The organism is Streptomyces panacea, assembly GCF_040560175.1.
GTDB classification, from domain to species: Bacteria; Actinomycetota; Actinomycetes; order Streptomycetales; family Streptomycetaceae; genus Streptomyces; species Streptomyces panacea.
Genome location: NZ_JARJHW010000058.1, coordinates 1 through 24,202, shown reverse-complemented (window position 1 = coordinate 24,202; position 24,202 = coordinate 1). Strand labels below are relative to the sequence as shown.

Annotated in this window: 29 protein-coding genes; 9 read left to right on the top strand and 20 right to left on the bottom strand. The window is 71.3% G+C overall.

The window, feature by feature from the left end; all coding sequences use genetic code 11:
- The first annotated feature begins 116 nt into the window (after positions 1 to 116).
- Both P3L51_RS16315 and P3L51_RS16310 read left to right on the top strand, forming a co-directional pair.
- Positions 117 to 677, top strand: coding sequence for a DUF2199 domain-containing protein (locus P3L51_RS16315; protein WP_435594460.1), 561 nt, complete (start codon positions 117 to 119; stop codon positions 675 to 677).
- Positions 678 to 715: 38 nt separating this feature from the next.
- Complete coding sequence (locus P3L51_RS16310; RefSeq protein ID WP_354605943.1) at positions 716 to 1,822, top strand: DUF4037 domain-containing protein; 1,107 nt, start codon at positions 716 to 718, stop codon at positions 1,820 to 1,822.
- On the opposite strand, the gene P3L51_RS16305 is transcribed toward P3L51_RS16310, so the two are convergent.
- Positions 1,806 to 3,059 (bottom strand): epoxide hydrolase family protein, encoded by a 1,254-nt coding sequence (locus P3L51_RS16305; protein WP_354605942.1) that lies wholly within the window; start codon positions 3,057 to 3,059, stop codon positions 1,806 to 1,808. The genes P3L51_RS16310 and P3L51_RS16305 overlap by 17 nt on opposite strands.
- Positions 3,060 to 3,166: 107 nt before the next feature.
- On the opposite strand from P3L51_RS16305, the gene P3L51_RS16300 reads away from it, so the two are divergent.
- Positions 3,167 to 4,039: a polysaccharide deacetylase family protein gene (locus P3L51_RS16300; RefSeq protein ID WP_354605941.1), complete on the top strand. Its 873-nt coding sequence runs from the start codon at positions 3,167 to 3,169 to the stop codon at positions 4,037 to 4,039.
- A 261-nt stretch (positions 4,040 to 4,300) separates the two neighbouring features.
- Complete coding sequence (locus tag P3L51_RS16295) at positions 4,301 to 4,429, top strand: hypothetical protein (RefSeq protein WP_354605940.1); 129 nt, start codon at positions 4,301 to 4,303, stop codon at positions 4,427 to 4,429.
- Here the strand turns inward: P3L51_RS16295 and P3L51_RS16290 are convergent.
- Entirely contained in the window at positions 4,408 to 4,902 is a 495-nt protein-coding gene (locus tag P3L51_RS16290) for a GNAT family N-acetyltransferase (RefSeq protein ID WP_354605939.1), read from the bottom strand. The two genes, P3L51_RS16295 and P3L51_RS16290, sit on opposite strands and share 22 nt — an antisense overlap.
- 89 nt (positions 4,903 to 4,991) lie before the next feature.
- Here P3L51_RS16290 and P3L51_RS16285 point away from each other — a divergent pair, with 89 nt between their 5' ends.
- A complete protein-coding gene (locus P3L51_RS16285) occupies positions 4,992 to 5,480 on the top strand; it encodes a cytidine deaminase family protein (protein WP_354605938.1) in 489 nt (162 codons plus the stop codon).
- On the opposite strand, the gene P3L51_RS16280 is transcribed toward P3L51_RS16285, so the two are convergent.
- From P3L51_RS16280 to P3L51_RS16260, 5 genes are all read right to left on the bottom strand, one after another.
- Positions 5,477 to 7,555, bottom strand: coding sequence for a HelD family protein (locus P3L51_RS16280; protein ID WP_354605937.1), 2,079 nt, complete (start codon positions 7,553 to 7,555; stop codon positions 5,477 to 5,479). The two genes, P3L51_RS16285 and P3L51_RS16280, sit on opposite strands and share 4 nt — an antisense overlap.
- A 43-nt stretch (positions 7,556 to 7,598) precedes the next feature.
- The gene (locus P3L51_RS16275; protein ID WP_354605936.1) at positions 7,599 to 8,270 is read right to left on the bottom strand and encodes a TetR/AcrR family transcriptional regulator; all 672 of its coding nucleotides are present in this window, start codon (positions 8,268 to 8,270) and stop codon (positions 7,599 to 7,601) included.
- Positions 8,271 to 8,445: 175 nt separating this feature from the next.
- Positions 8,446 to 8,979, bottom strand: coding sequence for a GNAT family N-acetyltransferase (locus tag P3L51_RS16270; protein ID WP_354605935.1), 534 nt, complete (start codon positions 8,977 to 8,979; stop codon positions 8,446 to 8,448).
- A gap of 21 nt (positions 8,980 to 9,000) precedes the next feature.
- Positions 9,001 to 10,521 carry a carboxylesterase/lipase family protein gene (locus P3L51_RS16265; RefSeq protein ID WP_354605934.1) on the bottom strand — a complete coding sequence of 507 codons (1,521 nt, stop codon included), beginning with the start codon at positions 10,519 to 10,521 and terminating at the stop codon, positions 9,001 to 9,003.
- Entirely contained in the window at positions 10,518 to 11,321 is an 804-nt protein-coding gene (locus P3L51_RS16260; protein WP_354605933.1) for a TetR/AcrR family transcriptional regulator, read from the bottom strand. Before P3L51_RS16260 ends, P3L51_RS16265 begins: the two co-directional genes overlap by 4 nt.
- 148 nt (positions 11,322 to 11,469) lie before the next feature.
- On the opposite strand from P3L51_RS16260, the gene P3L51_RS16255 reads away from it, so the two are divergent.
- Positions 11,470 to 12,432 carry an ATP-binding cassette domain-containing protein gene (locus P3L51_RS16255; RefSeq protein WP_354605932.1) on the top strand — a complete coding sequence of 321 codons (963 nt, stop codon included), beginning with the start codon at positions 11,470 to 11,472 and terminating at the stop codon, positions 12,430 to 12,432.
- Between the two features lie 10 nt (positions 12,433 to 12,442).
- Positions 12,443 to 13,213, top strand: a complete 771-nt coding sequence (locus P3L51_RS16250; RefSeq protein ID WP_354605963.1) for an ABC transporter permease — start codon at positions 12,443 to 12,445, stop codon at positions 13,211 to 13,213.
- A 10-nt stretch (positions 13,214 to 13,223) separates the two neighbouring features.
- Here P3L51_RS16250 and P3L51_RS16245 read toward each other — a convergent pair whose 3' ends face one another.
- From P3L51_RS16245 to P3L51_RS16235, 3 genes are all read right to left on the bottom strand, one after another.
- On the bottom strand, positions 13,224 to 14,471 hold the full coding sequence (locus tag P3L51_RS16245) for a GNAT family N-acetyltransferase (protein WP_354605931.1): 1,248 nt from the start codon (positions 14,469 to 14,471) through the stop codon (positions 13,224 to 13,226).
- 71 nt (positions 14,472 to 14,542) lie between these two features.
- The gene (locus P3L51_RS16240) at positions 14,543 to 15,520 is read right to left on the bottom strand and encodes an asparaginase (protein ID WP_435594459.1); all 978 of its coding nucleotides are present in this window, start codon (positions 15,518 to 15,520) and stop codon (positions 14,543 to 14,545) included.
- A 42-nt stretch (positions 15,521 to 15,562) separates the two neighbouring features.
- On the bottom strand, positions 15,563 to 16,156 hold the full coding sequence (locus tag P3L51_RS16235) for an RsiG family protein (RefSeq protein ID WP_354605930.1): 594 nt from the start codon (positions 16,154 to 16,156) through the stop codon (positions 15,563 to 15,565).
- 124 nt (positions 16,157 to 16,280) lie between these two features.
- Between P3L51_RS16235 and dtd the strand changes: the two genes are divergently transcribed.
- The gene (dtd, locus tag P3L51_RS16230; RefSeq protein ID WP_354605929.1) at positions 16,281 to 16,718 is read left to right on the top strand and encodes a D-aminoacyl-tRNA deacylase; all 438 of its coding nucleotides are present in this window, start codon (positions 16,281 to 16,283) and stop codon (positions 16,716 to 16,718) included.
- A 25-nt stretch (positions 16,719 to 16,743) separates the two neighbouring features.
- On the opposite strand, the gene ygfZ is transcribed toward dtd, so the two are convergent.
- The 3 genes from ygfZ to P3L51_RS16215 all read right to left on the bottom strand — a co-directional run bounded on the left by ygfZ (position 16,744) and on the right by P3L51_RS16215 (position 18,843).
- Positions 16,744 to 17,724 (bottom strand): CAF17-like 4Fe-4S cluster assembly/insertion protein YgfZ, encoded by a 981-nt coding sequence (gene ygfZ, locus P3L51_RS16225; RefSeq protein ID WP_354605928.1) that lies wholly within the window; start codon positions 17,722 to 17,724, stop codon positions 16,744 to 16,746.
- A 62-nt stretch (positions 17,725 to 17,786) separates the two neighbouring features.
- Positions 17,787 to 18,227 (bottom strand): Fur family transcriptional regulator, encoded by a 441-nt coding sequence (locus P3L51_RS16220; protein WP_354605927.1) that lies wholly within the window; start codon positions 18,225 to 18,227, stop codon positions 17,787 to 17,789.
- Between the two features lie 43 nt (positions 18,228 to 18,270).
- Positions 18,271 to 18,843 (bottom strand): heme-binding beta-barrel domain-containing protein, encoded by a 573-nt coding sequence (locus P3L51_RS16215; protein WP_354605926.1) that lies wholly within the window; start codon positions 18,841 to 18,843, stop codon positions 18,271 to 18,273.
- Between the two features lie 383 nt (positions 18,844 to 19,226).
- Here P3L51_RS16215 and P3L51_RS16210 point away from each other — a divergent pair, with 383 nt between their 5' ends.
- Entirely contained in the window at positions 19,227 to 19,589 is a 363-nt protein-coding gene (locus P3L51_RS16210) for a DsrE family protein (RefSeq protein WP_354605925.1), read from the top strand.
- A gap of 109 nt (positions 19,590 to 19,698) precedes the next feature.
- Here the strand turns inward: P3L51_RS16210 and P3L51_RS16205 are convergent, their stop codons facing one another.
- From P3L51_RS16205 to P3L51_RS16175, 7 genes are all read right to left on the bottom strand, one after another.
- Positions 19,699 to 20,304 (bottom strand): dihydrofolate reductase family protein, encoded by a 606-nt coding sequence (locus tag P3L51_RS16205; RefSeq protein ID WP_354605924.1) that lies wholly within the window; start codon positions 20,302 to 20,304, stop codon positions 19,699 to 19,701.
- 50 nt (positions 20,305 to 20,354) lie between these two features.
- The gene (locus P3L51_RS16200; RefSeq protein ID WP_354605923.1) at positions 20,355 to 20,639 is read right to left on the bottom strand and encodes a DUF3099 domain-containing protein; all 285 of its coding nucleotides are present in this window, start codon (positions 20,637 to 20,639) and stop codon (positions 20,355 to 20,357) included.
- A 111-nt stretch (positions 20,640 to 20,750) separates the two neighbouring features.
- Positions 20,751 to 21,038 (bottom strand): DUF1416 domain-containing protein, encoded by a 288-nt coding sequence (locus tag P3L51_RS16195; RefSeq protein ID WP_078076505.1) that lies wholly within the window; start codon positions 21,036 to 21,038, stop codon positions 20,751 to 20,753.
- A gap of 92 nt (positions 21,039 to 21,130) precedes the next feature.
- Positions 21,131 to 21,970, bottom strand: a complete 840-nt coding sequence (locus P3L51_RS16190; RefSeq protein ID WP_354605922.1) for a sulfurtransferase — start codon at positions 21,968 to 21,970, stop codon at positions 21,131 to 21,133.
- A 146-nt stretch (positions 21,971 to 22,116) separates the two neighbouring features.
- Complete coding sequence (locus tag P3L51_RS16185; RefSeq protein WP_023540667.1) at positions 22,117 to 22,224, bottom strand: putative leader peptide; 108 nt, start codon at positions 22,222 to 22,224, stop codon at positions 22,117 to 22,119.
- A 243-nt stretch (positions 22,225 to 22,467) separates the two neighbouring features.
- Positions 22,468 to 23,214 carry an LmeA family phospholipid-binding protein gene (locus P3L51_RS16180; RefSeq protein ID WP_354605921.1) on the bottom strand — a complete coding sequence of 249 codons (747 nt, stop codon included), beginning with the start codon at positions 23,212 to 23,214 and terminating at the stop codon, positions 22,468 to 22,470.
- A 163-nt stretch (positions 23,215 to 23,377) separates the two neighbouring features.
- Positions 23,378 to 24,202: hypothetical protein (locus tag P3L51_RS16175; RefSeq protein WP_354605920.1), on the bottom strand; the 825-nt coding region annotated here is incomplete at its 5' end.

Below are 24,202 nucleotides of genomic sequence, written 5' to 3'. Positions count from 1 at the left end.
GCCAGTCTCCCCGCTATCGGTTCGGCAGGCGCTCCTGGACCAGGGTCGCCGAGGGCGGTCGTGACGTCCACGCTCCGCCCCCCTCACTGTCAGTGGCGGTCTGTACGCTCGCGGGCATGGTCAGTGATCCCGGCTTCACCTGCTCATGCTGCGGGCAGCACCACGCCGAGCCCCCCATGAGCTACTCCACCATGGCGCCCGACGTCTGGGACGAGAGCTGCGCCGACGACCCGGACAGCATGCTCTCCTCGGATCAGTGTGTCGTCGGAGCGAAGCACTACTTCGTCAAAGGTCTGATCGAGATACCCGTGATCGGCGGTGACGAGTCCTTCTCCTGGGGTGTCTGGGTCTCCCTCAGCGGGGACAATTTCGCGCGGGCGCTCCAGGTCTGGAACAGGCTGGGTCGCGAGTCCGAGGAGCCGTATTTCGGATGGCTGACCACCGAGCTGGCTCTGTACGCGCCCAGCACCATCAATCTGCGCACGCATGTCCACACGCGTCCGGTCGGGGAGCGCCCCCTCATCGAGCTGGAGCCGACCGACCATCCCCTGGCCGTCGAGCAGCGCAGCGGAATCACACGGGAGCGGATACGGGAGATCACGGAGGCCGTTCTGCATCCGGGCGGCACCGGCGGCTCCGGTGGCACTGGCGGCGCCGGCGGCACCGGGCGCATATAGCGTGGCCGGCGTGCCCTCCCGTCCGGCACAGTGGCCCCGTGAATCCTCGCCCCGACTTCATCCCCGGCCTCGGCCTCTCACGGATCCTGTACGAGGAGGCGGTACGGCCCATCCTCGACAGTGCGTATCCCGGGCTGCGTTACGCCGCCGCGCGCGTCGGCTCCGGCTCCGAGGTACTCGGGTTCGACTCGGCCCGGTCCGCCGACCACGAGTGGGGGCCGCGCCTGAATCTGTTCCTCACGCCGGGCGAGGCCGCCGAGCACGGGGCGGATCTGCGTCGGCTGCTCGCGGTACGGCTGCCCAAACACGTACGCGGCTGGCCCACGCACTTCCGGCACCATGACCCCGAAGTCCCCATCGGGACAATGGAGTTGACGGAAGGGGAGGTCGACCACCGGGTCTCGGTCGACGATGTCGGCGACTGGCTGCGGACCGAGCTGGGAGTGGCGGCGGCGGAGCCGTCCGTACGCGACTGGCTCGCCATGCCCCAGCAGCGCCTCGCGGAGGTCACCGGCGGCGCCGTGTTCCACGACGGACTCGGCACGCTCGGCGCTGCGCGGGCGGGGCTGGCGTGGTACCCGGATCAGGTGTGGCGCTATCTGCTGGCCTGTCAGTGGCAGCGGATCTCCCAGGAGGAGGCCTTCGTCGGCCGTTGCGCGGAGGCGGGTGACGACCTCGGGTCGGCGGTCGTCGCGGGGCGGCTGGTGCGCGATCTGATGCGGCTGTGCCTGCTGTTGGAGCGGACGTACGCCCCGTACGGCAAGTGGCTCGGCAGCGCCTTCGGGCGGCTCGCGGTCGCCGGGGAGCTGACGCCGTCGCTGGCGGGCGCCCTGGCGGCGACGGAGTATCCGGCGCGGGAGCGGCATCTCGGTGACGCGTACGAGTTCGTGGCCACGCTCCAGAACGGGACCGGTCTCGCGGAGCCGCTGGACCCGGCGCGCCGGCCGTACCACGACAGGCCGTTCCAGGTGCTGCGCGCCGACCGGTTCGCACGGGCCCTGGCGGCGACCGTCACCGAACCCGAGTTGCGCGGCCTGCCGCTCACCGGCGGGGTGGATCAGTGGGCGGACAGCACGGACTTCCTCGGGCTGAACGGCCCCCGACGCGCCGCGATCGACGCCCTCCCCCTCACCCCGTCTCCCTGACGACCGCGTTCCCGGCCGCCGCCGGCGCCGCCGCCGCTCGCGGGCGGAAGAACTCCCGTACGTCCGCCACCAGCAGCTCCGGCACCTCCAGCGCCGCGAAATGGCCGCCCCGGTCGTACGAGGTCCAGCGCGTGATGTTGTTCGTCAGCTCCGCGATGTGGCGCAGCGGGATGAAGTTGTCGTGCGCGAAGTCGGCCAGCGCGGTCGGGACCGTGGACGGGTCGGGCGGCGAACCCCAGTAGGCGGCGTGCGCCCGCTCGTAGTAGATGCGGGCGGACGAGCCGATGGTGCCGGTCAGCCAGTACAGCATCACGTTCGTGAGCAGCCGGTCGCGGTCGATGGCGCCGTAGGGACGGCCGTCCGTCGTGTCGGCCCATTCGTGGAACTTCTCGGCGATCCAGGCCAGTTGACCGACCGGCGAGTCCGTCAGGCCGTAAGCCAGCGTCTGCGGGCGCGTCGACTGGATGTCGGCGTATCCCTGGCGGTCCCGGGCGAACTCCCGCCCCCGCTCCCAGGACGCCCGCGTACGCCGTCGCTCCTCCGGGCTCAGCGGGGCCAGTTCCGCCTCGGTCGGCTCATGCGTCTGGCCGCCGCCCGGCAGCAGATTGAGGTGTACGCCGATGACATCGCCGGGCCGGATGCGGCCCAGCTCGCGGGAGATGGCCGCTCCCCAGTCGCCGCCCTGGGTGCCGTACCGCTCGTAACCCAGCCGCTCCATCAGTACGGCGAACGCCTCGGCCACCCGCCGGAACTCCCAGCCCTTCTCCCGCGTGGGACCCGAGAGACCGAAGCCGGGGATGCTCGGCAGCACCAGGTGGAACGCGTCGGCCGGGTCGCCGCCGTGCGCACGCGGGTCGGTGAGCGGGCCCGCCACGTCCGCGAACTCGACCATCGAGCCCGGCCAGCCGTGCGTCATGATCAGCGGCGTCGCGTCCGGTTCCGGCGACCGGATATGGGCGAAGTGGATGTTCGCCCCGTCGATGGTGGTGGTGAACTGCGGCCACCGGTTCAGCTCCGCCTCGGCCGCCCGCCAGTCGTACATGTGCCGCCAGTGGTGCGCCAACTCCCGCAGGTGGTCGAGCGGGATGCCGTACGCCCAGCCCGCCCCCGGCAGCTCGTCGGGCCAGCGGGTGCGGTCGAGACGGTCGTGGAGATCGTCCAGGTCAGCTTGGGGAATGTCGATGCGGAACGGCTCGATACGGGACGGGGCGATACGGGACGGGGCGGCGGAGCTCATAGTCGCGCATGGTAATTCCGGCGCGGTGCGGAGGCTCGTGGATATCCGGGCTCGTGGATGTATCCGCCTTGACCTTCACACCGATGTCAATGTTTGAGCCTGTGGCCATGGACAACGAACTCTTCGACTACAGCCCGATCGTGGAACGTCCGCCCATCCAGTGGCCGAACGGCGCCCGTATCGCCTTCTACGTGGGGCTCAACGTCGAGCACTACCAGGTCGACCGCCCCTCCACGAGCATATTCGCGGGCACCGCCGGCCTGGCGCCGGACCCCTTGAACTACGGCTGGCGCGACTACGGCCCCCGGGTCGGCGTCTGGCGGCTGATCGACAGCCTCGACCGGCACCGCGTACGGGCGAGCGTGATGCTCAACTCCGACGTCGGCACCCGCTACCCGCAGATCGTCCGCGCGGGCCGCGACCGGGACTGGGCGTGGATCGCGCACGGCAGGAACAACTCCATCTTCCAGGCCGACATGACCGAAGACGAGGAGCGCGCCTATCTCACCGATGTGGTCGACACCATCGAACGGGACACCGGCCGGCGCCCGCGCGGCTGGCTGGGTCCCGCGCTCACCGAGACGTTCCGAACCCCCGCGCTGCTGGCCGAGTTGGGCCTGGGCTACCTGCTGGACTGGTCGAACGACGACCAGCCGTACCGGCTCAACGTTCCCGGCATGCTGAGCGTCCCGTACTCCATCGAGGTAAACGACATCAGCCTGTTCGTCGGCAAGAGCCTCAGCGGTCCGGACTTCGTGCGGATCGTCAAGGATCAGCTGGAGCAGTTGTACGAGGACGCGGCGGACAGCGGCCGGGTGATGTCGCTGGTACTGCATCCGTTCGTCATCAACCAGCCGTTCCGGCACAGGTATCTGGACCAGGCGCTGGAGCACATCGCGAACCACCCGGGCGTCTGGCTGACGACGAGCGACGAGATCGCCGAGCACTACGACGCCCACCACGCGCGGCCCGCGCGGTGAAGTCGGGCGCGGCGTACGGGTGTTCCGCCCTACCGTTCGCCGCATGGACCGGAAGACCAGCGCGACCGACGCGGCCGGCACGCCTTCGGCGGTGACCCACGCACGCGCCCTGTGGACCGAACTCGCCGGTGCGCCAGCCGAGTTCACCTCCCCCGCCGCCGTCGTGGTCGCGCCCGGCTCGCTGCTCTCTCCGCCGGGCTGGGCCGGGATCGTACGGATCGGCGACGCCGCCGTCGTCACCGCGCCGGACGCGCGGCTCCGGTGCTCGACGTACTGGGGCCCGCCGCGCTCTGCTACCTGGACCGGGGCCGGGACTCGTTCGTACCCGCGAACGCTTCGCACGCGCTCGGCTTCCGGGAGCTGGGCGCTCAGCTCAGCGTGCGGATATAGGTCGTTCCCGGGCGGCCGTTGATCTCGATCTCGCCGGTGGTCACGAATCCCGTGCGTGTGAGCACGGCGCACGAAGCGGCGTTGTCGTCGGTCGTCATCGCGCGCAGCGCCGTCAGCCCGTACGTCTCGGCGGCCAGCACACAGATCCGCCGGACGGCGTCCGTCGCCAGGCCCTTGCCGGCCGACCTCTCCCCGATCCGGTACCCCAGCTCGGCCGAACCGTCCGCCACGTCGACGAGGTTGACGCGCCCGACCACCTCGCCCGCCGTATTGCCGTCGCCGCTCACCAGCACGTGGAAGTAGCACAGCCCGGTGGCCTGTTCGGCGAGCAGGGCCGCGTGCCGCTCGCCGAAACCGGTGAAGTACGAGTCACCCCGGTCGGGAATCGACGCGGCGAAGTAGGCCCGGTTCTCCCGCTCGAACGCGAGCAGTGCCGGGGCGTGGTCGAGTCGGAGCAGCTGAAGTACGGGCATGCGTGCACGGTACCGGGCACCCAGCCGACGCGGCCGGGCCGCCGTATTTCGATGGGCCCGCCCGGCGGCCACGAGTACCGTTCCGTCGCGTGACAGCAGACCCGGACACAGCCCCCGACGCGACCCCCGGCAGGGACCGCGACGCAGACCTCGATCATGAACTGGTCGACGCGGCGACCCGCCTCGTCGTGGCCCATGCCAGGGGCGACGACCACACCGTGGCCTGCGCCGCCCGCGACCGTGACGGCCGGATCGTCACCGGTCTGAACGTGTACCACTTCACCGGCGGCCCCTGCGCCGAGCTGGTGACCATCGGCGCGGCGGCGGCCGTCGGCGCGTACGACCTCGTCACGGTCGTGGCCGTCGGGAACGACGGGCGGGGAGTGCTGCCGCCGTGCGGGCGCTGCCGGCAGGTGCTGCTGGACTACTTCCCGCACGTCAAGGTCGTCGTGGGGACGGAGAACGGCCTGCGGACCGTGCCGGTACGGGAGCTGCTGCCGTACGCCTACGAGCTTTCCGAGAACACGGCCGATCCCGCCACGCCCCGGCCACCGGACCAGCAGGCCCCGCAGTCCTAGAAAGGCAACTCCGCGCTGTGCAGCACGTGCAGCCGTGAGACCGCTCTCGTCAGCACCACGTACAGCCGGTGCGCGCCGCGTCGTTCGGATGCCGCGATCGTGGCCGGTTCGACGGCGACGACGTGGTCGTATTCGAGGCCCTTGGCGAGCGAGGCGGGCAACAGCGTGAGGCGGGCGCCCAGTTCGCCGGGGGACGCGGGCGCCAGGCCCGCCCCGGCCAGTGCCTCGCGCAGGCGCGCGATGTCGGTGTCGGCGGCGATGACGGCGACCGACCCCTCGTACGGCAGCGCCGCGCGTACCGCCTCGACCACGGCCGCGCCCATCCCCGCCGCCTCCGGCACCTTCTGGACGCGCAGTTCGCCGTCCGCGCGCAGCGACCTGGCGGGCGGCAGATCCACCTCCAGGGTGCCGAGCAGCCGGTTCGTCAGCGAAACGATCGCGCCGGGTACACGGAATCCGACGGTCAGTTGAGCGATGGAGGCGTCGGGCGCCCCCAGATGCGCGAGGTGTTCCCGCCAACTGCGGGCGGCCCATGGGGTGGTGCCCTGCGCCAGGTCGCCGAGCACGGTCAGCGAGCCGAATCCGGCGCGGCGGGCGATGGCCCGGCACTGCATCGGGGAGAGGTCCTGGGCCTCGTCCACCACGATGTGGCCGTAGCCGTCCTGGCGTTCGAGGAGTCCGGCCACCTCGTCGAGGAGCAGCAGATCGGCGGCGGACCACGGGGCCGTACGCGCGGAACGGGGCCGCGCCCACGTCAGCGCGCGCCGCTCCTCCGCGTCGAGGATGCCGTCGGCGGCGTCGGCCGGATCCGACAGCAGCTCGGCGACGACCTCCTCCGGGCTCACCTTCGGCCAGACCTCGTCCACGAACGCGGAGACCGGCCGCGCGCGGGAGATCTTCTGGAGCCAGGCGTTGCTCCTGACGCCCGAGCGCCGTTCGGCCTGCTGCTGGATCAGCCGTACGGCGCGGACGCGGACGCGCTCGCGGCCGATCGCGTACGGCGGCGCCTCCCGCCGTACGTCGGCGACGATCCGCTCCAGCTCCGGGACCGGCACCCGCCAGCGGTACGAACCGTCGGGCAGCTCAAGGGAGTTGGCGGGGGCGCGGACCCGTCCGTACAGCGCGCGGCGCAGCACGGCCGCCATCCGCACGTCGTGTTTGACGAGCGCGGCGGCCTCGTCGTCCTCGGCCCGGACCGGGTGGCGGGCGACCTCGTCCTCGACCGTCGACTGGCGGACGCCCGTCTCGCCGAGGGAGGGCAGCACCTCGGCGATGTAGGAGAGGAAGGTGCGGTTCGGCCCGAGGATGAGCAGTCCGCCGCGCTTGATCCGGTCGGGGTGGGTGTAGAGGAGGTACGCGGCGCGGTGCAGGCCGACGGCGGTCTTGCCGGTGCCGGGTGCGCCCTGGACGCAGACGGAGACGGCGAGTTCGTCCCGTACGAGATCGTCCTGCTCGGGCTGGATGGTGGCGACGATGTCGCGCATGGGGCCGACGCGCGGGCGCTCGATCTCACCGGCGAGGATCGTGCCAGGGGCCGCGCCTGTGCCGGGGGCCGAAGCCGGGTCCGCCGAAGGGCCGGCGGCCTGGAGTGCCTGGGGCGCCTGAAGGGATTCGTCCTCCAGGCCCGTCAGCTCCTCCGGCATCCCCTTGCTCCACGGCGCCCAGCCGAACCGGCGGCGGACGGCGACGCCGCGCGGATCGGCGGTGCGGGCCTGGTAGAACGCCCGTGAGACCGGGGCGCGCCAGTCGACCACGAGGGGCGGGGACGCGGGGTGTTCGCTGATCCGGATGCGGCCGATGTGGTAGCTCTGCCCGGCGTGATCGCCACCATCCGGTCCGAAGTCCAGGCGCCCGAAGAACAGCGGGCCTTCCGGAAGTTCCGCCAACTCCTTGGCCTGGCTGCGGAATTGGTAGCCGAGGACTTCCGCGTCCGCGCCGGAGGCGGAGACATCGGCTCCGGTGGCGACCCGTTCCTCGGCGCCGTCGATCATGCCCTTCAGGGCCGTACGGCAGGTGTCGTGGTAGGTCCGCTCCTCGCCGAGGGCGCGGCTCGGCTCATGGTCGAGTGACGTCATTCCACCGAGAATAACGTAACCGAGTAAAGTTTATTACCGAGATTCATTTCACCTGTGGGGCGAAGGTGAGCCCGTCCCGCAGCTGCCCGAACCCCAGCTCCGCCGCCGCCACCGCGTCCGGGTACACCCCGTCGGCGCTCTCGCCGGCCGCGATCCGCCGCCAGTTCTCCTCGGCGAGCACGCGCCGCACGGCGGCGATCTGGCCGGCCGCGAGCCGTGCGGCGACCATCGGCCCGGCCGCCGGGAGGCGCACCCCCGTCAGTGCGCTCGCCAGCGCGGCCTCCGACCGGCCCTGATACGCGTACGCCCGCGCGACCAGCGACGGAGTCCCGTACAGCAGGCCGTGGAAGGCGAGCACTCGCGGATCGTCGTTGAGCCCGGTCACCGGGTCCCGTCGGGCGAGCCCGTCCGCGAAGTGGAGGCGCAGCGCCTCCAGCGGCGAGAGCGCGCCGGCGGCCGCGACCACCCGCGCCGCCTCGTCCTCGTGGTCGGCGAACCGGTGCAGCACCAGGTCCTCCTTGGCGGGGAAGTAGCGGAAGAGCGTCGGCTTCGAGACGTCGGCGGCAGCGGCGATCTCGGCCACCGACACCTGCTCGAAGCCTCTCTCCAGGAAGAGCGCGATCGCCGTCTCGGACAGCCGCTCGTACGTCTGCCGCTTCTTGCGCTCGCGCAGACCGTCCGCCGCCGCGCCCGCCGTGCCCGTCGTCTCGCTCATGGGAGTGAAGCGTACGCAGCACGCGACAGGTCGCGGCGAAAGGTCGAGCGGTACGGCTGGGTCTCGTCCCACACCTGGGTCTCGTCCCACACCTGGGTCTCGGCGCCCGCCGCCGCCCTGATCCGCACCCTCGCCACCGCCCTGATCGGCGCGTTCGTGGTCGCGTACGCGGTGCTCAGGCCTCGTACTCGGTGAGGTCGATGGAGTAGATGTTCAGCGCGACGCCGTGCTCCGGGTGCTTCGCCTCGCGAACGAGGACCAGGTCCAGCTTGCGCAGCACGTTCTCGGACTCGTCGTTGCCCATCCGGTTGACGGCGACGACACGCTCCAGACCCCGGTCCTGGAGGGCGAACTCCAGGACGGCGTGGGCCGCCTCGGAGGCGTAACCCTGGCCCCAGAACTGGGCGCCGAGCCGCCAGCTGATCTCCACGTCGGGCAGTACCTCGGGCAGGTATTCGGGTACGGAGAGGCCGGCGAAGCCGATCATCTCCCCCGAGGCGAGCAGTTCGATCGCGAAGAGTCCGAAGCCCTCCTCGTCCCACTCCTCCTCCCAGCGCTCGATGTCCTCGGCCGTCTCGTCGAGGTCACGGACCGAGCCGTCGCCGATCCAGCGCATGACCTGCGGGTCCGAGTTGATCTCGGCCATGGCGGCGAGGTCGTCGTCGGTCCAGCGGCGGAGGAGGAGGCGGGGCGTGCGGATCTCGGTCATGCGCCCCATCCTGTCAGGGGTTCAGGGGTGCACGAGCGCGTAGTCGGCCGTACGCCACGCGGCGCGGAAGCCGTCGTGCGCGTCCTGCCTCCCGCCGCCGTCCGTGTCCCCCGTCGCCCAGATCCGTACGGTGTCCGTTCCCCAGCCCGGCCCGCCCGTCGCGGCGAAGTCCGCCCACGCCCGCACCATGCGGCGCGACAGCTCGTGGTCCTCGGCCGTCGGCGGGCCCCCGATGAGGAAGGCGAGTCCCGGGTCGGCGAGGGTGCCGAAGGCGAACGGGACGTCGGCGCAGTGCCATGGGCGTACGACTCCGCCTTCCGTGACGCGCCTCCTGGCGAAACGGGAGAGATGCGTCCTGCGGCCCGCACGCGCGTGGCGCTCGGCGAAGCGGCTGCTGTACTCGCCGAAGGACATGTCGCCGTGAATCGCGAGGTACAGGTCGAGCACGGGTGCGCCGGGCAGCAGCGCCCGGTACGCCGGTACGAGATCGCCGGGGAGCCCGAAGTCCCTCGCGAACGCGTCCAGTTCACGGTCCGACGTGATCTTCTTGCTGCTGCCGACCGCGTCCAGCAGCCAGTACTCCTCCGTCGTGTGGCAGACCAGCAGATCGACGTCGGCGCGGTCCGCCGCACCGACGGCGAGGGGGTCGGCGGGCAGCAGGGTCCCGTCGGCGACCGGACCGTACAGCACCGGGTCGTAGTGGCGCGGCCCCGCCGACGGGTCGTCGCGGAGGCGGGCGACGACCCCGTCGGCCGCGCGGAGCAGGTCGGACGGCGACGCGGCCGTCAACCCGGCGGCCGTGGGCGGGACTTCGGCGGCCTCCGCCACGAGGCGGGTGGTGTCGGCGGCGAGCCGGGGCGAGTAGACCGGGCCGACCGCGCTGTGGGCGATGGCGCGGTGGAACAGCCCGCGCGCCCGCTCCATCACCGTCAGGCAGGCGACGGACGCCGCACCGGCCGACTGCCCGGCGACGGTGACGTTGGCGGGGTCGCCGCCGAAGGCCGCGATGTTGTCGCGTACCCACTCCAGGGCGGCGATCTGATCGAGCAGACCCCGGTTCTCCGGAAAGTCCGAGCGGTGGGGGTCATCGGCGTCGGCGGCGGCCGGGATGTGGCCGAATCCCTCGAAGCCGAGTCGGTAGTTGAGGGTGACGACGACCAGTCCGGCGCGGACCAGCGCCGTACCGTCGTAGTCGGGCTGGGCGGACGAGCCGAAGGTGTAGGCGCCGCCGTGGATCCAGACGAGCACGGGCCGGGCGGCCGTCGAGTTGTCCGGCCGGTCGTCCGTCCAGACGTTCAGATTCAGTACGTCCTCGTCACCGGGCGACCATGCCGGCGCGCCCGGCAGCTCGGCGGACTGCGGCACGATCGGCCCGAAGGCGACGCACTCCCGTACGCCCTGCCACGGGGGCGCGGGCCGGGGCGCCTTGAAGCGGTCGGGGCCGAACGGTGGTGCGGCGTAAGGAATTCCGAGCACCGCGACCACGCCGGGGGCGGTCCGGCGGCCCCGTACCCGCCCGTTCACCGTCGGGAAGAGACTCACCGGACCACACCCTTTCCACCCACACCACGGTCGCCGCCCCGTTCCCGCACCAGCAGGTCGATGCCGTCCAGCATGCGTTCGAGCCCGAAGGCGAACTCGTGGTCGGGGCTCTCCGGTTCCTCCGGTACGTCCATCACGCCGGCGGCCAGCATCTCCGCGACGGACGGGAAGCGCGCCGGGTCGGCCAGCTTCTGGAGCGTGCGGCCGTATCCGGCGAGTACGTCCTGCGCCGGCCTGCCGCTCGCCGTCACGGCGGCGGCCAGGTCCGCCATCAGCGTCGCCTCGTGCCGGACATAGCCGTTGACCATGAGCATCACCGACAGCTTCTCGCCCCAGTCGAGCCGGGTCCCCTCCAGAGCGACCAGCCCCCACTCCCACCAGGCCACCATCCGGGGCGTGGCGGGCGGGCTGGAGACGGGGATACGCAGCGCCCACAGGTTCTCGTAGGTGATCCGGCGCATCGCCCACGCCCATTCGGCCATCGCCGTACGCCAGTCGGTGCCCGGCGCGGGCGGCGCCGGCGGGTCGCCGATGATCGCCTCCTGCATCAGCACGTACAGCTCGTCCTTGGCCGCCACGTACCGGTAGAGCGACATGGGCGAGACGCCGAGCTTCTTGGCGACGCGGCCCATCGAGACCGCGGGCAGCCCCTCCGTGGCGGCGACGGTGACGGCCGTGTCGACGATCCGCGCCAGGCTGAGGCCGGGCTTGCGCCCCTTCGTCGGGCGCTCGCGCAGGCCCCAGGCGGCTTCGATGCTGGGCGGCAGCCCCGTACCGCCGTCGCCGATCTCTTCCGTCACGTCTTTCGCCTCCGCCTTCCCCCGCTCGTGCCCCTGCTCCCGCTTGACGCCATCCTAGTTATGCGTAACCCTTACACATCAAGCGTAAGGGTTACGCATAACGCGTCGGAGTACTGACGCGGCGACGCGCGACGGAGGAGCGGCGGCCATGAGCCCCCAGCAACGAGCGATCAGCGCCACCGGCCTGGAGAAGTCCTACGGGCGTGGCGACGAGCGGGTGAAGGTGCTCGACGCCGTCGACCTGTCCGTCGAGCGCGGCACGGTCTTCGCCCTGCTCGGCCCGAACGGCGCGGGCAAGACCACCGCCGTACGGATCCTCGCCACGCTCGCCGACGCCGACGCCGGCACGGCCCGGGTGGCGGGTTACGACGTACGGACCCAGCGGCGCCAGGTGCGCCGGGCCGTCAGCCTGACCGGCCAGTTCGCCTCGGTCGACGAGAAGCAGACCGGCGAGGAGAACCTGCGCATGATGGCGCGCCTCGGCGGCCTGCCGCGCCCGGCCGCGCGCCGCCGGGCCGCGGAGCTGCTGGAGCGGTTCGACCTCACGGGGGCGGGACGGCGGCTCGCGGGCACGTACTCGGGCGGCATGCGGCGGCGGCTCGACCTGGCCGCCGGGCTGGTCGGCGAGCCGGAGGTCATCTTCCTGGACGAGCCGACGACCGGGCTGGACCCGCGCAGCCGGCAAGAGCTGTGGGAGGTGGTGCGCGACCTGTCGGCGGGGGGCTCCACGGTCTTCCTCACCACCCAGTACCTGGAGGAGGCCGACCAGTTGTCGGACCGTATCGCCGTACTCGACGGCGGCCGGCTGGTCGCCGAGGGCACCGCTGCGGAGCTGAAGGGCCGGGTCTCCGGGCACCGTCTGGACGTGGTGGTCGCCGACGTGGCGGCGTACGAGCGCCTCGCGCCGCTCGCCGTACGGCTGTCGCCCGACACGCTCACGCTCGGCCTGCCGACGGACGGCACGGCGACGCGGGTACGGGCGCTGCTGGACGAGATCGATCCGGCACGCCGGGACGTCGTGGACTTCGCCGTGCGCGGCGCGACGCTGGACGAGGTGTTCATGGCCCTGACCGGCCGGGGACAGACCTCCGGGGAGCCGACCCGTGTCTGACACCCCGACGATGTCCCTGGCCGGCCGGGCGCTGAACAACTCCCTTGTCATGACGGCCCGTTCGATCCGACTCAGCACCCGCAACGTGGACGCGGTCCTCACCTCGCTGATGCTGCCGGTCATGCTGATGCTGATCTTCGTCTATCTCTTCGGCGGCGCGATCAGCACCGGTACGGGCGAGCCGTACGTCTCCTACGTCGTGCCCGGCGTCCTGCTGCTCTGCGCCGGTTTCGGCTCCTCCGGCACGGCGGTGGGCGTCAACGAGGACATGAAGGGCGGCATCATCGACCGCCTGCGCTCCCTGGACGTCGGCGGCGCGTCGATCCTCGCCGGCCATGTCGCCGCGAGCACCGTCCGCAACGCCGTCTCGACAGTCCTGGTCCTCGGCGTGGCCCTCCTGATCGGCTTCCGCCCGTCCCCCACTCTCCCGGGCGCCCTCGCGGCGGCGGGCCTGCTGCTCGCCTTCATCGTGGCGATCTCCTGGCTGGCGGCGGTGGTCGGCCTGCTCACCAGGTCCCCGGAGGCGGCGGGCTCGTTCGCCTTCTTCATGATGTTCCTGACCTACCCGAGCAGCACATTCGCCCCGATCGACACGATGCCGGGCTGGATCCACGGCTTCGCCCACAACCAGCCGGTCACCCCGGTGATCGAATCCCTCCGCGCCCTCCTGCTGAACCGGCCGACGGGCTCGGACCCATGGGTGGCACTGGCGTGGTGCGCGGGAATTCTGCTGGTGGCGCTGGGGCTGTCGGGCCGGCTGTTCAGGAACCGGACGGCGTGAGACCCACCCGTCAGAAGATGTCCGGGCACCAAGGCCGGCGTGAGGTGCGGAACAGCGCGTCCGTGCGGGCTGCCGCTCCCGGCCTCTCCTCCGTCACCGTGCCCAGCGCCGCCAGCCGCACCGCCGACTCGTCGCCCAGGTACAGCGCCCCCAACTCCCGCACGTCCAGCGTCAGATCGGCCGATTCGGTCGTCGGCACACAGGTCGTGCCGGCCGGGGTGGCGTCCAGGCGGTAGCGGCCCGAGGCCAGGGACGAGCGGTCGTGGACGGCCAGGACCAGAGTGCCGGAGGCCGCGTACGTACGGGATTCCAGCGCGCGTACGGTGTCGAGGATCCGCACCCACAGGAAATCCGCCTGCGTGACGATCCTGGCCGCGCGCGGGTCCGGGAGGAAGAGCGGCAGCAGGTCGTCGGGGGCGCGGTAGCCGGTGCGGACCGTGGTGATCCAGTCGATCGAGCAGACGTAACCCCACAGCGCCCGCTCCGCCGCCGTCGTCACGGCGATCGCGTCGACCACCGTCGCGGTGGTCAGCGGCTGCTTGGCGTCGCCCCACACCTCGTCCGCCCTGTACGTCAGCAGGCCCTCCACCTCCCCCGACGCCGAGCGGTACACCGCGTGGAACGGCTCGGTCCACGGTGCGCCGTGCGAGGTGGCCTTGCCCGTGTGGACGCGCCACCAGCGCTCGTTGCGGCTGATCACGCCGTGTCTGAGGGAGCGCAGCCGGTCGTGCAGTTCGGGGCCCAGCTTCGTCACGTCCGTGCCGTCGACCAGGTCGACCCGGCCGCCGTCCTCCGGCTGCCCCGACGCGCGCGGGTCCAGACCGGCACGGGGCACGTCGATCGACCAGTCGGTGATCCAGGCGGCCGGGCCGAAGCCGTACCGCCCGTAGATGGGGTACTCCGCCGCGACCAGCGTGGACACGACGTCGCCGCGCTCCCTGGCCTCCGCCAGATCGTCGTCGATCATGCGGCTGAGCAGCCCGCGGCGGCGGTGCGTGGCCGAGACCGTGACGTTGGAGATCGCGTTGGAGGGCAGCCGGGCGCCGCCGACCGCGGTCAGTTCCTGCGGGAAGCTGCGGTACGTCGCCACACAGCGGCCCTCGTCGAACGCGCCCCGCATACGGCGCGTGTCCATGTACGTCCGGCGGTCCTCGACATACTCCTCGCTCACCGCGGGCGACCTGAGGAAGCCGGTGTTAAGGGCGCGGAGCCAGGCGGGGAAATCGGATTCGCTGATCACACGGACGTCGATGGCCATGCTCGTACGCTAGACACAGGCGGGGCGGAAAGTCCTGCGGATTTCCCCCGGTCCGGCGATGACGCGAGCGGTCAGAACGCCGCGCGTACCTCGCCCACCTCCGCGTCGCCCCCCAGCAGCGGCGCCCGGCCGATCCGCTTCAGCACCGGCCCCTCGACCCCCAGCAGCCCCAACGCCCGTGCCAGCACCGGCCCCAGCGCGCGCATGCCGCCGTCGTCCAGCTTGAACGCCAGCGCGCGGCCGTCCGCCAGCGCCACCGCCTGCACGGCCTCCGCGCCCATCTTCGACAGCGCGCCCGGCACCTCGCGCATCAGCCAGGTGTCGGCCCTGCGCGTGCCGGCCACGTACTCCGGGTGGGCGCGCATCGCGTCGGCGACCCGGCGCTCCGGTGTGCCCGGCTCGGCGAGCACGAAGTGCCGGAAGGCGCGGGCGAGTCCGGTGAGGCTGATGGCCATCAGCGGGGCGCCACAGCCGTCCGTTCCGACCGCCGCGACCCGCTCCCCCGACGTCTCCTCGACGACGTCGGCGACGAGCCGCTGCAACGGATGGGACGCCTCCAGATACGTCGCGAGCGGCCAGTCGTTGCGTACGCAGGCCGCCAGCATCCCCGCGTGCTTGCCCGAGCAGTTCATGGTGACCCGGTCCCTGACCCGCCCCGCCGCCAGATACGCCTCGGCCTCGACCGGGTCCAGCGGCAGATCGGCGGGGTTCAGCAGATCGTCCGCGGTCAGTCCCGACTCGGAGAGCATCTTCTGTACGAGATCGAGGTGGAAGTCCTCGCCCGAGTGGCTGGCCGCCGCCAACGCCAGCCGCTCACCGGACAGTTCGGCACCGGCGCGCAGTACGGCGGCGGCCTGGAGGGGCTTGTTGCTGGAGCGCGGGAAGACGGGGGCGGCCACGTCGCCCAGCGCGAACTCGACGCTGCCGTCGGCCGCGAGGAGCACCAGCGAGCCGCGGTGCCTGCCCTCCACGAAGCCGGACCGCACGACCTCGGCGAGGACGGGGACTTCGGGCGGCTGTACGGCGCTGGTCCTGCGAGTCGTCATCATCGGCCTTCCGGGCGGGGACCGCTCCGGAAGGCAGTCACGGCATCAGGTGAGCAGGTCGTCTACTTGGGCTTCGCCTTCACGGTACCTGCGCGCGATCTCCGCGCTGCACTCGTCCGCCGTCCGCTGGAGAAGGTGGCGCCGCTGCGAAATCTGCTGCTCGTGACGGACCAGCCGGCCCATCGCGGCCCGCAACTCCTCGTCCGTACGGGCCACGAGGTCCGAGAGCTCCACCTCGGCGAGCGCTTCGGCGGCCAGCAGCCGGAACTCCTCGTTCCGTGGTGTGGAAAGAGTCACATGCCGGGCCGACGACCGGTGGAGGGACGGAGCGTCCGCCAGGATCTCGGAGAGCCGGTCCACGACCGGCGTCTCGGGCGCCGCCCGGCGCGCCAGTTCGGCCCGCAGGATGTCGATACGGCCCTGGAGCAGCCGGCGCAGATAGCTGAGGTCGGCCTCGTCGCGCGTCGCGTCCCGCCGTACGGCGCGCAACTCGGGCAGCCGCAGGGCGTTCTCACCGCCCGGTGCCCGCGGCGCGGGCGGCCGGACCGTCGCCGCGCCGGCACCGGAACCCCTGCCGGACGTCGTACCGCCGATGATCGGTACAGGACCGGGCGACTGCCCGGCACCAGTTGTGCTCATGCGCGCCTACTTCCCCTCGCTCCGCCTGCGTGCATCGTGCCACTCCTGCACGTGCACCTGCAGGTGATCTGCACCCGTTCGGCCCTGGATGGGCGTAGGACGGTGCCTGGATAGATTGGTCCGTATGCGAGCAGTGGTGCAGAGAGTCGACGGCGCGAGCGTCGCCGTGGTGACGGAGTCGGGGACCGAGACGGTCGGCGAGATCGTGGGCGAGGGGCTGTGTGTGCTGGTGGGAGTCACCCACGAGGACACGAAGGAGAAGGCGGCCCAACTGGCCCGCAAACTCTGGACACTACGGATCCTTGTGGGCGAGAAGTCCTGTTCGGAGGTGAACGCCCCGCTCCTGGTGATTTCGCAGTTCACTCTCTACGGGGACGCCCGCAAGGGCCGCCGCCCGACCTGGAACGCCGCGGCGCCGGGAGCGGACGCCGAACCGCTGGTGGACGAGGTCGTGGCGCGGCTGCGTGAGCTGGGGGCGACCGTCGGGACGGGCCGGTTCGGAGCGGACATGCGCGTCTCGCTCACGAACCACGGCCCGTTCACGGTGCAGTTGGAGATGTAGGCCGGCCCGGAGGGGCCGGGCCCGCTCAGGCGGGTACGACCACTTCCTGCGCCGCCGCCGTGTTCCCCGCCATCAGCGGCGCGTCCAGCGGCACATTGCGCTTGACCAGGGCCAGCGCGATCGGCCCCAGTTCGTGGTGACGGGCCGATGTCGTGATGAAGCCGAGCTGGCGGCCCTCCTCGCCGTCGGCGGCCAGCCGTACGGGCGTCCCGTGCCCCGGCAGCAGCACCTCGCTGCCGTCCAGGTGCAGGAAGACCAGCCGACGCGGCGGCTTCCCCAGGTTGTGGACGCGCGCCACCGTCTCCTGGCCCCGGTAGCAGCCCTTCTCCAGATGGACGGCGGTGCCGATCCAGCCCAGCTCGTGCGGGATGGTCCGGTGGTCGGTCTCGAAGCCGAGGCGCGGCCGGTGGCCCTCGACGCGCAGGGCCTCGTACGCGAGGATCCCGGCCGGCGGGCCGTTCTCGCGGGCGTACGACTCCAGGCCGGCGCGCGGCAGGAAGATGTCACGGCCGTACGACGTCTCCCGTACGACGGCCCCCTCGGGCGCCTCGGCGATGGACCCGGCCGGGACGTGGACGACGGCGAAGTCGTCCGTGCGGTCGGCGACCTCCACCCGGTAGAAGAACTTCATCGACTCCAGGTAGGCGATCAGCGCCTCCCGGGTGCCCGGCTCGACACGCATCCACACCGTCTCGCCGTCGTCCACGAGATACAGCGCGTGCTCGATGTGGCCGTTCGCGGAGAGGATCAGCGCCTCGGTGGCCTGCCCGGCGGGCAGCGCGCTGACGTGCTGGGTGAGCAGCAGATGGAGCCAGCTCAGCCGGTCGTCGCCGGTGACGGTGACGACGCCGTGGTGCGAGAGGTCCACCAGACCCTTGCCGTCGGCGAGCGCCCGTTGCTCGGGGAACAGATCGCCGTAGTGCGCGGCGACACCTTCGTCCTGTCCTTCGGCGGCCACGGCACCGGGCAGGGAGAGGAGCGGGCTGGGTGTTGACTGTCGCTGCATGACGACAAGCGTACGACTCGGTCGGGAGTCCCCGCTTTTCGATTCGCCCTACGACTCGTCGCTCAGGATTCGTCGCCCGCCGAAACGGCGGCGGTGCACTTCTCGCACCTGCCGAAGATCGCGAAGTGCTTCATGTCCGTCGTGAAGCCGAACGTGTCGCGCAGCTTGTCCGTGAAGTCGGTGGCCACCGAGACATCCGCCTCGATGACGTTCGTGCAGTCGCGGCAGACCAGATGGATGTGGTGGTGCCGGTCCGCGAGGTGGTACGTCGGCGCACCGTGCCCCAGATGCGCGTGGGAGACGAGGCCCAGCTCCTCCAGCAGCTCCAGCGTCCGGTAGACGGTGGAGATGTTCACGCCGGACGCCGTCCTGCGTACTTCGACCAGGATGTCGTCCGGCGTCGCGTGTTCCAGGGTGTCGACGGCTTCGAGGACAAGCTGGCGCTGCGGGGTCAGGCGGTAGCCGCGCTGCCTCAGGTCACTCTTCCAGTCGGTGCTCACCACGCACCCAGTGTAGGCAGCGCGGACCGGATCGGTGGGTGAGCGGCTACTTGAAGAACGCGATGCCGTCGTCCGGCAGATCACCGAGGTCCTTCGCCCAGGCCGCGACCTGCTCGGGCGAGACGATCTTCTTCAGGTGCGCCGACATGTACGCGCGCAGCGGGACCTCGGGGGTGGACTTCTCGCCGACCCACATCAGATCGCTGTTGACGTAGCCGTAGAGCCGCTTGCCGCCGCTGTACGGGTCGGCCGACGCCGTACGCGCGACCGCGTCCGTGACAAGGTCGATCTGCGGCTTCTGGGCGGCCAGCTCCCCGTACCAGATCTCCACGATGCCCTGGTCACGCACCATGACGACCTCGACCTTGCGGTCCTTGTCGATGCGCCAGAAGCCGGACTCGGACTCGATGGGGTGGAGCTTCTCGCCCTCGGCGTCGAGCGCCCAGGTGTGCGAGGCGTACTCGATGAAGTCCCGGCCGTCGTGGCTGAAGGAGACTTCCTGGCCGAAGTTGGCCTTCTCCTCGCCGGGGAAGTCGAAGACACCCACGCCCTCCCAGTCACCGAGGAGGAAAGCGAGCGGGACAAGGTCCGGATTGAGGTCGGACGGGATCTCGATCATGAGCAGCTCAGGCGATCTGTAGGAATTCGAGTGGGGAGGAATTCACGTGGGCGGGAGGGCCGTGGACCGGCCTTGATCAGTTCTGGCCCTGGTAGAGCTTCTTCACGGCCAGCACGGTGAACGCCAGGATCGCCACCGCGATCAAGGCGAGCAGGGCGGAGAAGAAATTCTCAAGCACAGGGTGCTCCTAGGAGAGCGTCGGGGCGGTGAGGGGCCGGTCCCCAGCCTAATGGGTGGGGACCGGACCCTCTCCGCAGCCCTCGGCCGGGCAGTGGTTCCGGAGAATCACCGTCCGGTCGAACGGCGGATTCCGAATGCCCGCGGGTCCAGCAGACCCGTCGCGCGCCAATGGGGTCGTACAGCCGCGCATTACAGTTCGGGACATGGTGAAGAAGCTCGTGATCAAGGTAACCGCCGGCGCCGACGCCCCCGAGCGCTGCTCGCAGGCCTTCACCGTGGCGGCGGTCGCCGTGGCGAGTGGGGTGGAGGTGTCCCTCTGGCTGACCGGCGAGTCGGCGTGGTTCGCCCTGCCGGGCCGGGCCGCCGCATTCGAACTGCCGCACGCCGCGCCGCTGCCGGACCTGATCGAGTCGATCCAGTCGGCGGGCCGGATCACCCTCTGCACGCAGTGCGCGGCGCGCCGGGACATCGCGGAGAAGGACGTGCTGGAGGGCGTACGGATCGCGGGTGCCCAGGTCTTCGTCAGCGAGGCGATGGCGGACGACGCCCAGGCGCTCGTCTACTGACACCCGGCCGCCGTCGGCGCCCCGCCGCGAGATCCGTGCTGCCCCGGCCTGCCGGGGCAGCACGGATCGAGGACGCCCACGGCGGGTGGCCGGGCGGCGCACTGGCGCTCTACGTGACGCGGTACCGCACGTGCGTCACCGTCGGGGAGGCGACCACCTCGACCGGGTCCAGTGCGAGTCCGGCGACGCCCTCCAGCAGCCGCTCGCCCGCCCCGAGCGTGATGGGCACGATGTGCAGGAGCAGTTCGTCGATCAGCCCGGCGGCGAGGTACTGGCGGATGGTGGTCGCGCCGCCGGCGATCGCGACCTTCCCGTCGCCGGCCGCTCTCCTCGCCTGCTCCAGTGCCGACTCGATCCCGTCGGTCACGAAGGTGAACGTCGTGCCGCCCTCCATCGTCAGCGGCTCGCGCGGGTGGTGGGAGAGCACGAACACCGGCACGTGGTACGGCGGGTTCGGGCCCCACCAGCCCTTCCACTCCTCGTCCCACTCGCCGGTCCCCGGGCCGAACATCCGGCGGCCCATGATGTAGGCACCGACGCCCTGGCCGGCCCGCGAGAGGATCTCCGCGTCGGCGGCGCGGCCCTCCTGACCGCTCTCCAACTGCCACTGGGGAAGGCGCATCCCGCCCTCGCCGAAGGGGTTCTCCAGGCTCTGATGGGGAGCTGAGGTATAGCCGTCGAGGGAAACGCACACGCGGCTCGTCACTGAGTTCATGCTCAAGTAGACGACGGCCGGGTACGAAAGTGATCGGCGAACCGCGGACATCACCTCGAACGCGGCGGCGGCTCCTTCGGCGGCTTCTTCCTGCCGTCCAGTTCGTCCCACCACTCGTCCGACTTCGGATCGCCCGACGGGTCGTCCCACCACCGGTCGTCCGGGCCCCGCACATTCGCGACCATCGCCGCGATCGGCGGGATGACCATCGCGACCACGCACATGCCGATCGCCACCGGCACCGACCACAGGCGCACGAACGCCCACGCGGAGACGAACAGGGCGATGCATCCGCCCATCAGCACGAAGTAGCGGCGACGGCGTCGCGTATACATACATCGAGCTTACCGACGGCACGAAGGGCCGCACCCCGTCTCAGGAAGCGTCCAACCCCCTGGGGTGCGGCCCTCCGGCCGATCATGTCCTACATCAGGGCCTTACTCACCTCAGACCGCGATGGCGACCTCGGCCAGACCACCGGTCTGCGCGACGACCGTACGGTCCGCCGTGCCGCCCGGCACCAGCGCGCGCACGGTCCACGTGCCCTCGGCCGCGTAGAAGCGGAACTGTCCGGTCGCCGAGGTCGGGACCTCCGCGGTGAATTCTCCGGTCGAGTCCAGCAGGCGTACGTAACCGGTGACGGGCTCGCCGTCACGGGTCACGGAACCCTGGATGGTGGTCTCACCGGGCTTGATCGCCGAGGCGTCCGGGCCGCCGGCCTTCGCTCCACACATATGGGATCTGTCCTCCGGGTCAGGCAGGTGGTCTCGCGGAATGGGTTGAGCGGGACTGCGCAGGGATGGAGAGGGACCGGCCGCCGGCCGGACTACTTCGCCGCGCCCAGCTCGATCGGCACGCCGACGAGGGAGCCGTACTCGGTCCACGAGCCGTCGTAGTTCTTGACGTTCTCCTGGCCGAGCAGCTCGTGCAGCACGAACCAGGTGAGCGCGGAGCGCTCACCGATGCGGCAGTACGCGATGGTGTCCTTCGCCAGGTCGACCTGCTCCTCCTCGTAGAGGGCCTTGAGCTCGTCGTCCGACTTGAAGGTGCCGTCGTCGTTGGCGTTCTTCGACCACGGGATGTTGCGGGCGCTCGGCACGTGGCCGGGGCGCTGCGACTGCTCCTGCGGGAGGTGCGCCGGGGCGAGCAGCTTGCCGCTGAACTCGTCGGGCGACCGCACGTCGACCAGGTTCAGGCTGCCGATCGCGGCGACGACGTCGTCACGGAAGGCGCGGATGGACGTGTCCTGGGCCTTGGCCTTGTACTGCGTGGCCGCGCGCTCGGGCACCGCGTCGACCAGGTCGCGCGAGTCCAGCTCCCACTTCTTGCGGCCGCCGTCGAGGAGCTTGACGCCGTCGTGGCCGTACAGCTTGAAGTACCAGTAGGCGTAGGAAGCGAACCAGTTGTTGTTGCCGCCGTAGAGGATCACGAGGTCGTCGTTGCCGATGCCCTTCGCGGACAGGAGCTTCTCGAAGCCCTCCTGGTCGACGAAGTCGCGGCGCACCGGGTCCTGGAGGTCCTGCTTCCAGTCGATGCGCACGGCGTTACGGATGTGGTTCTTCTCGTACGCCGAGGTGTCCTCGTCGACCTCGACGATGACGACCTTCGGGTCGTCGATGTGGGCCTCGACCCAGTCGGCGTCTACCAGGACGTCGCTGCGGCTCATGTGGTTCTCCTCCGGGGCAGTGTGCGGCGGGTGGTGCGGGCGGCGGCGCCTTCCGGGCACGAGGGCGCGGCGGGCTGCGTACGGCACGGGGTGGCCCTGACGTGGTCGAAGGGCCGGGGAGAGGTGGCGGGGCGGACGTATCCCGCTCAGGCGGTGCGACAGAGCATGGCGGCGACGCGGCACAGGTCGACTGCCCGCCGCTTCGTGAGGTTCGCCTGTCCCCGCTGCTGGAGACCGCTGATGAAGCACTGCATGCGTCCGATCGTAGGGACGGATACGGTGCAATGTCACCGGTGTGTCGGATGGTGAGACGGGATCGTCCGAAATGTGGGACGGATAGGCGTTCCGGGTGGCCGGGAGCGGGCTCCGGCGTCTCTCGTACCCGTGTTCCCGCTACGGGATGGACATCCGCGTCTCACGATACGGCGGCCGATGGGACGGGTCGGGCAGGCCGCCCTCCCGGCGTCGCTTCAGCCGCTCGGGGCGTCGGCGTCGCCTCAGCTCGTCAGGTCGACGCCCTGGCCCGTGCCCGAGAACCGCAGACCGTCCTCCGTCGCCGTGGCCTTGTCGAGCTTGATCGTCGACGGCAGCCCGTCGATCGTCAGGTCGTAGTCGACGACATCTTTCAGCTTGTCGTCGACACCCGGCATCGGCAGCTCGGGGAGGTCGTCGGCGCGCAGCCGGACCTTGTCGCCCTTCTCCAGCGAGACGGTGCTGTACGTCGTGAAGTCGTCCGTCAGCAGGCCCTCGAAGGCGGCCGGCACCTCGATGCCCGCGCCCTCCACCAGATCGGCCAGCGGCCCCGAGACCTTGACCTGGCCCTTCGCCGCCCGCTCCGCCCCGGCGTAGCTGACCGTCGCGCCCTTCGGCGCGGACTTGGTGAGGTCCGCGTACGAGATCAGCGCCGAGCCCTCCGCGCTGCGCGCGACCGCCGACGAGAAGGTGCTGTTCACCTCGACGTCCCTGAGCGTGGCCTTCACCTCGGTCACCTCGACCTCGCGGCCCTCGGTGGTGGCGGTTATGCCGCCGATGCTGATCTCGATCTCGTCCAGCGACGAGCTCGCGACCTGGGTGAGGAAGGGGAAGCCCTTGATGGAGACGCTGGGCTCGCTGCTGAGGCCCTGGCTGCTCTTGATCTTGCTCGCCGCCTCGGTCTCGGCGAAGTACACCGCGGCCCGGTCGGCGGCGACGAACAGCCCGCCGAAGATCACGACGAAGATCAGCAGAATTCGCAGTGCGCGCATTGCTCGGTGTCCCCCACCCTGGTCGTACCCGCCCCCATGACGACGGTGAGCCTAATGGGTCGACGTCCGGAGCGACGGTTCGGTTCCGGGGACCGGTTCGTCCCCGCTCGCCGGGTGGGCCCGGAAAAGCCCGTCCGGCGGGCGGGGAGAGCGCGGCGGCGCGTTACGCCAGCGCCCGGCCCAGCAGGTAGATCGCGGGCACGGCGACGGTGAGCGGCAGCGCCACCCCGGCCGTCATGTGGACGAAGCGCGACGGGTAGTCGTAGCTGGCCACCCGCAGCCCGATCAGCGCGCACACACCGGCCCCGAGGCCGAGGAGCGCGCCCTGGCCGCCGATGTCGGTCAGTCCGCCCGCCGCGATTCCGGCGCCCGCGGCGGCGGCGAGCGCGACCACGATCGAGACGAAGCCCGGCAGCGGCAGCGCGCGGGCGACGGTCGCGGCGGCGACGGCGAGCGCGCCGACCGTCACGGCGTCCGGCGCGGCGGCGAGATTGCCGGTGGCGATGATGGCGAGCGAGGCCGAGGCGACGGTGGCCATCAGGCCCTGCATCCGTTCGTCGGCGCCCGCGTAGCTGCGCAGTTGCAGTACGACCGTGAGCAGCACCCACGCGCCGAGCGAGCCGAGGATCGCGGCGAGCGCGTGCTCCTCGTCGACGGCGAGCACCGCGACATCGGCGACGAGCGCGCCGGCGAAGGCGAGCGCGATGCCCTGACGGGCGGGCCACATGCCGTTCAGCCGGAACCAGCCGGCCGCGGTGACGGCCTGGAGGATGACGAGCGGGACGAGGAGCGCGTACGGGCCGGCGGCCGCGCCGCCCGCGAGCAGCAGGGCGAGCACGGCGGTGAGCCCGGCGGGCTGGGCGCCGGGCGGGATGATCGGCGACCGGCCCTCGGCGCGGGCGCGCTGGGCGTCGGTGATGCGGGCGTTGCCCATGGTGGTGGGCGGGTTGTAGCTGTCCGGGGTCTGTCTCTTATACACATCTCCGAG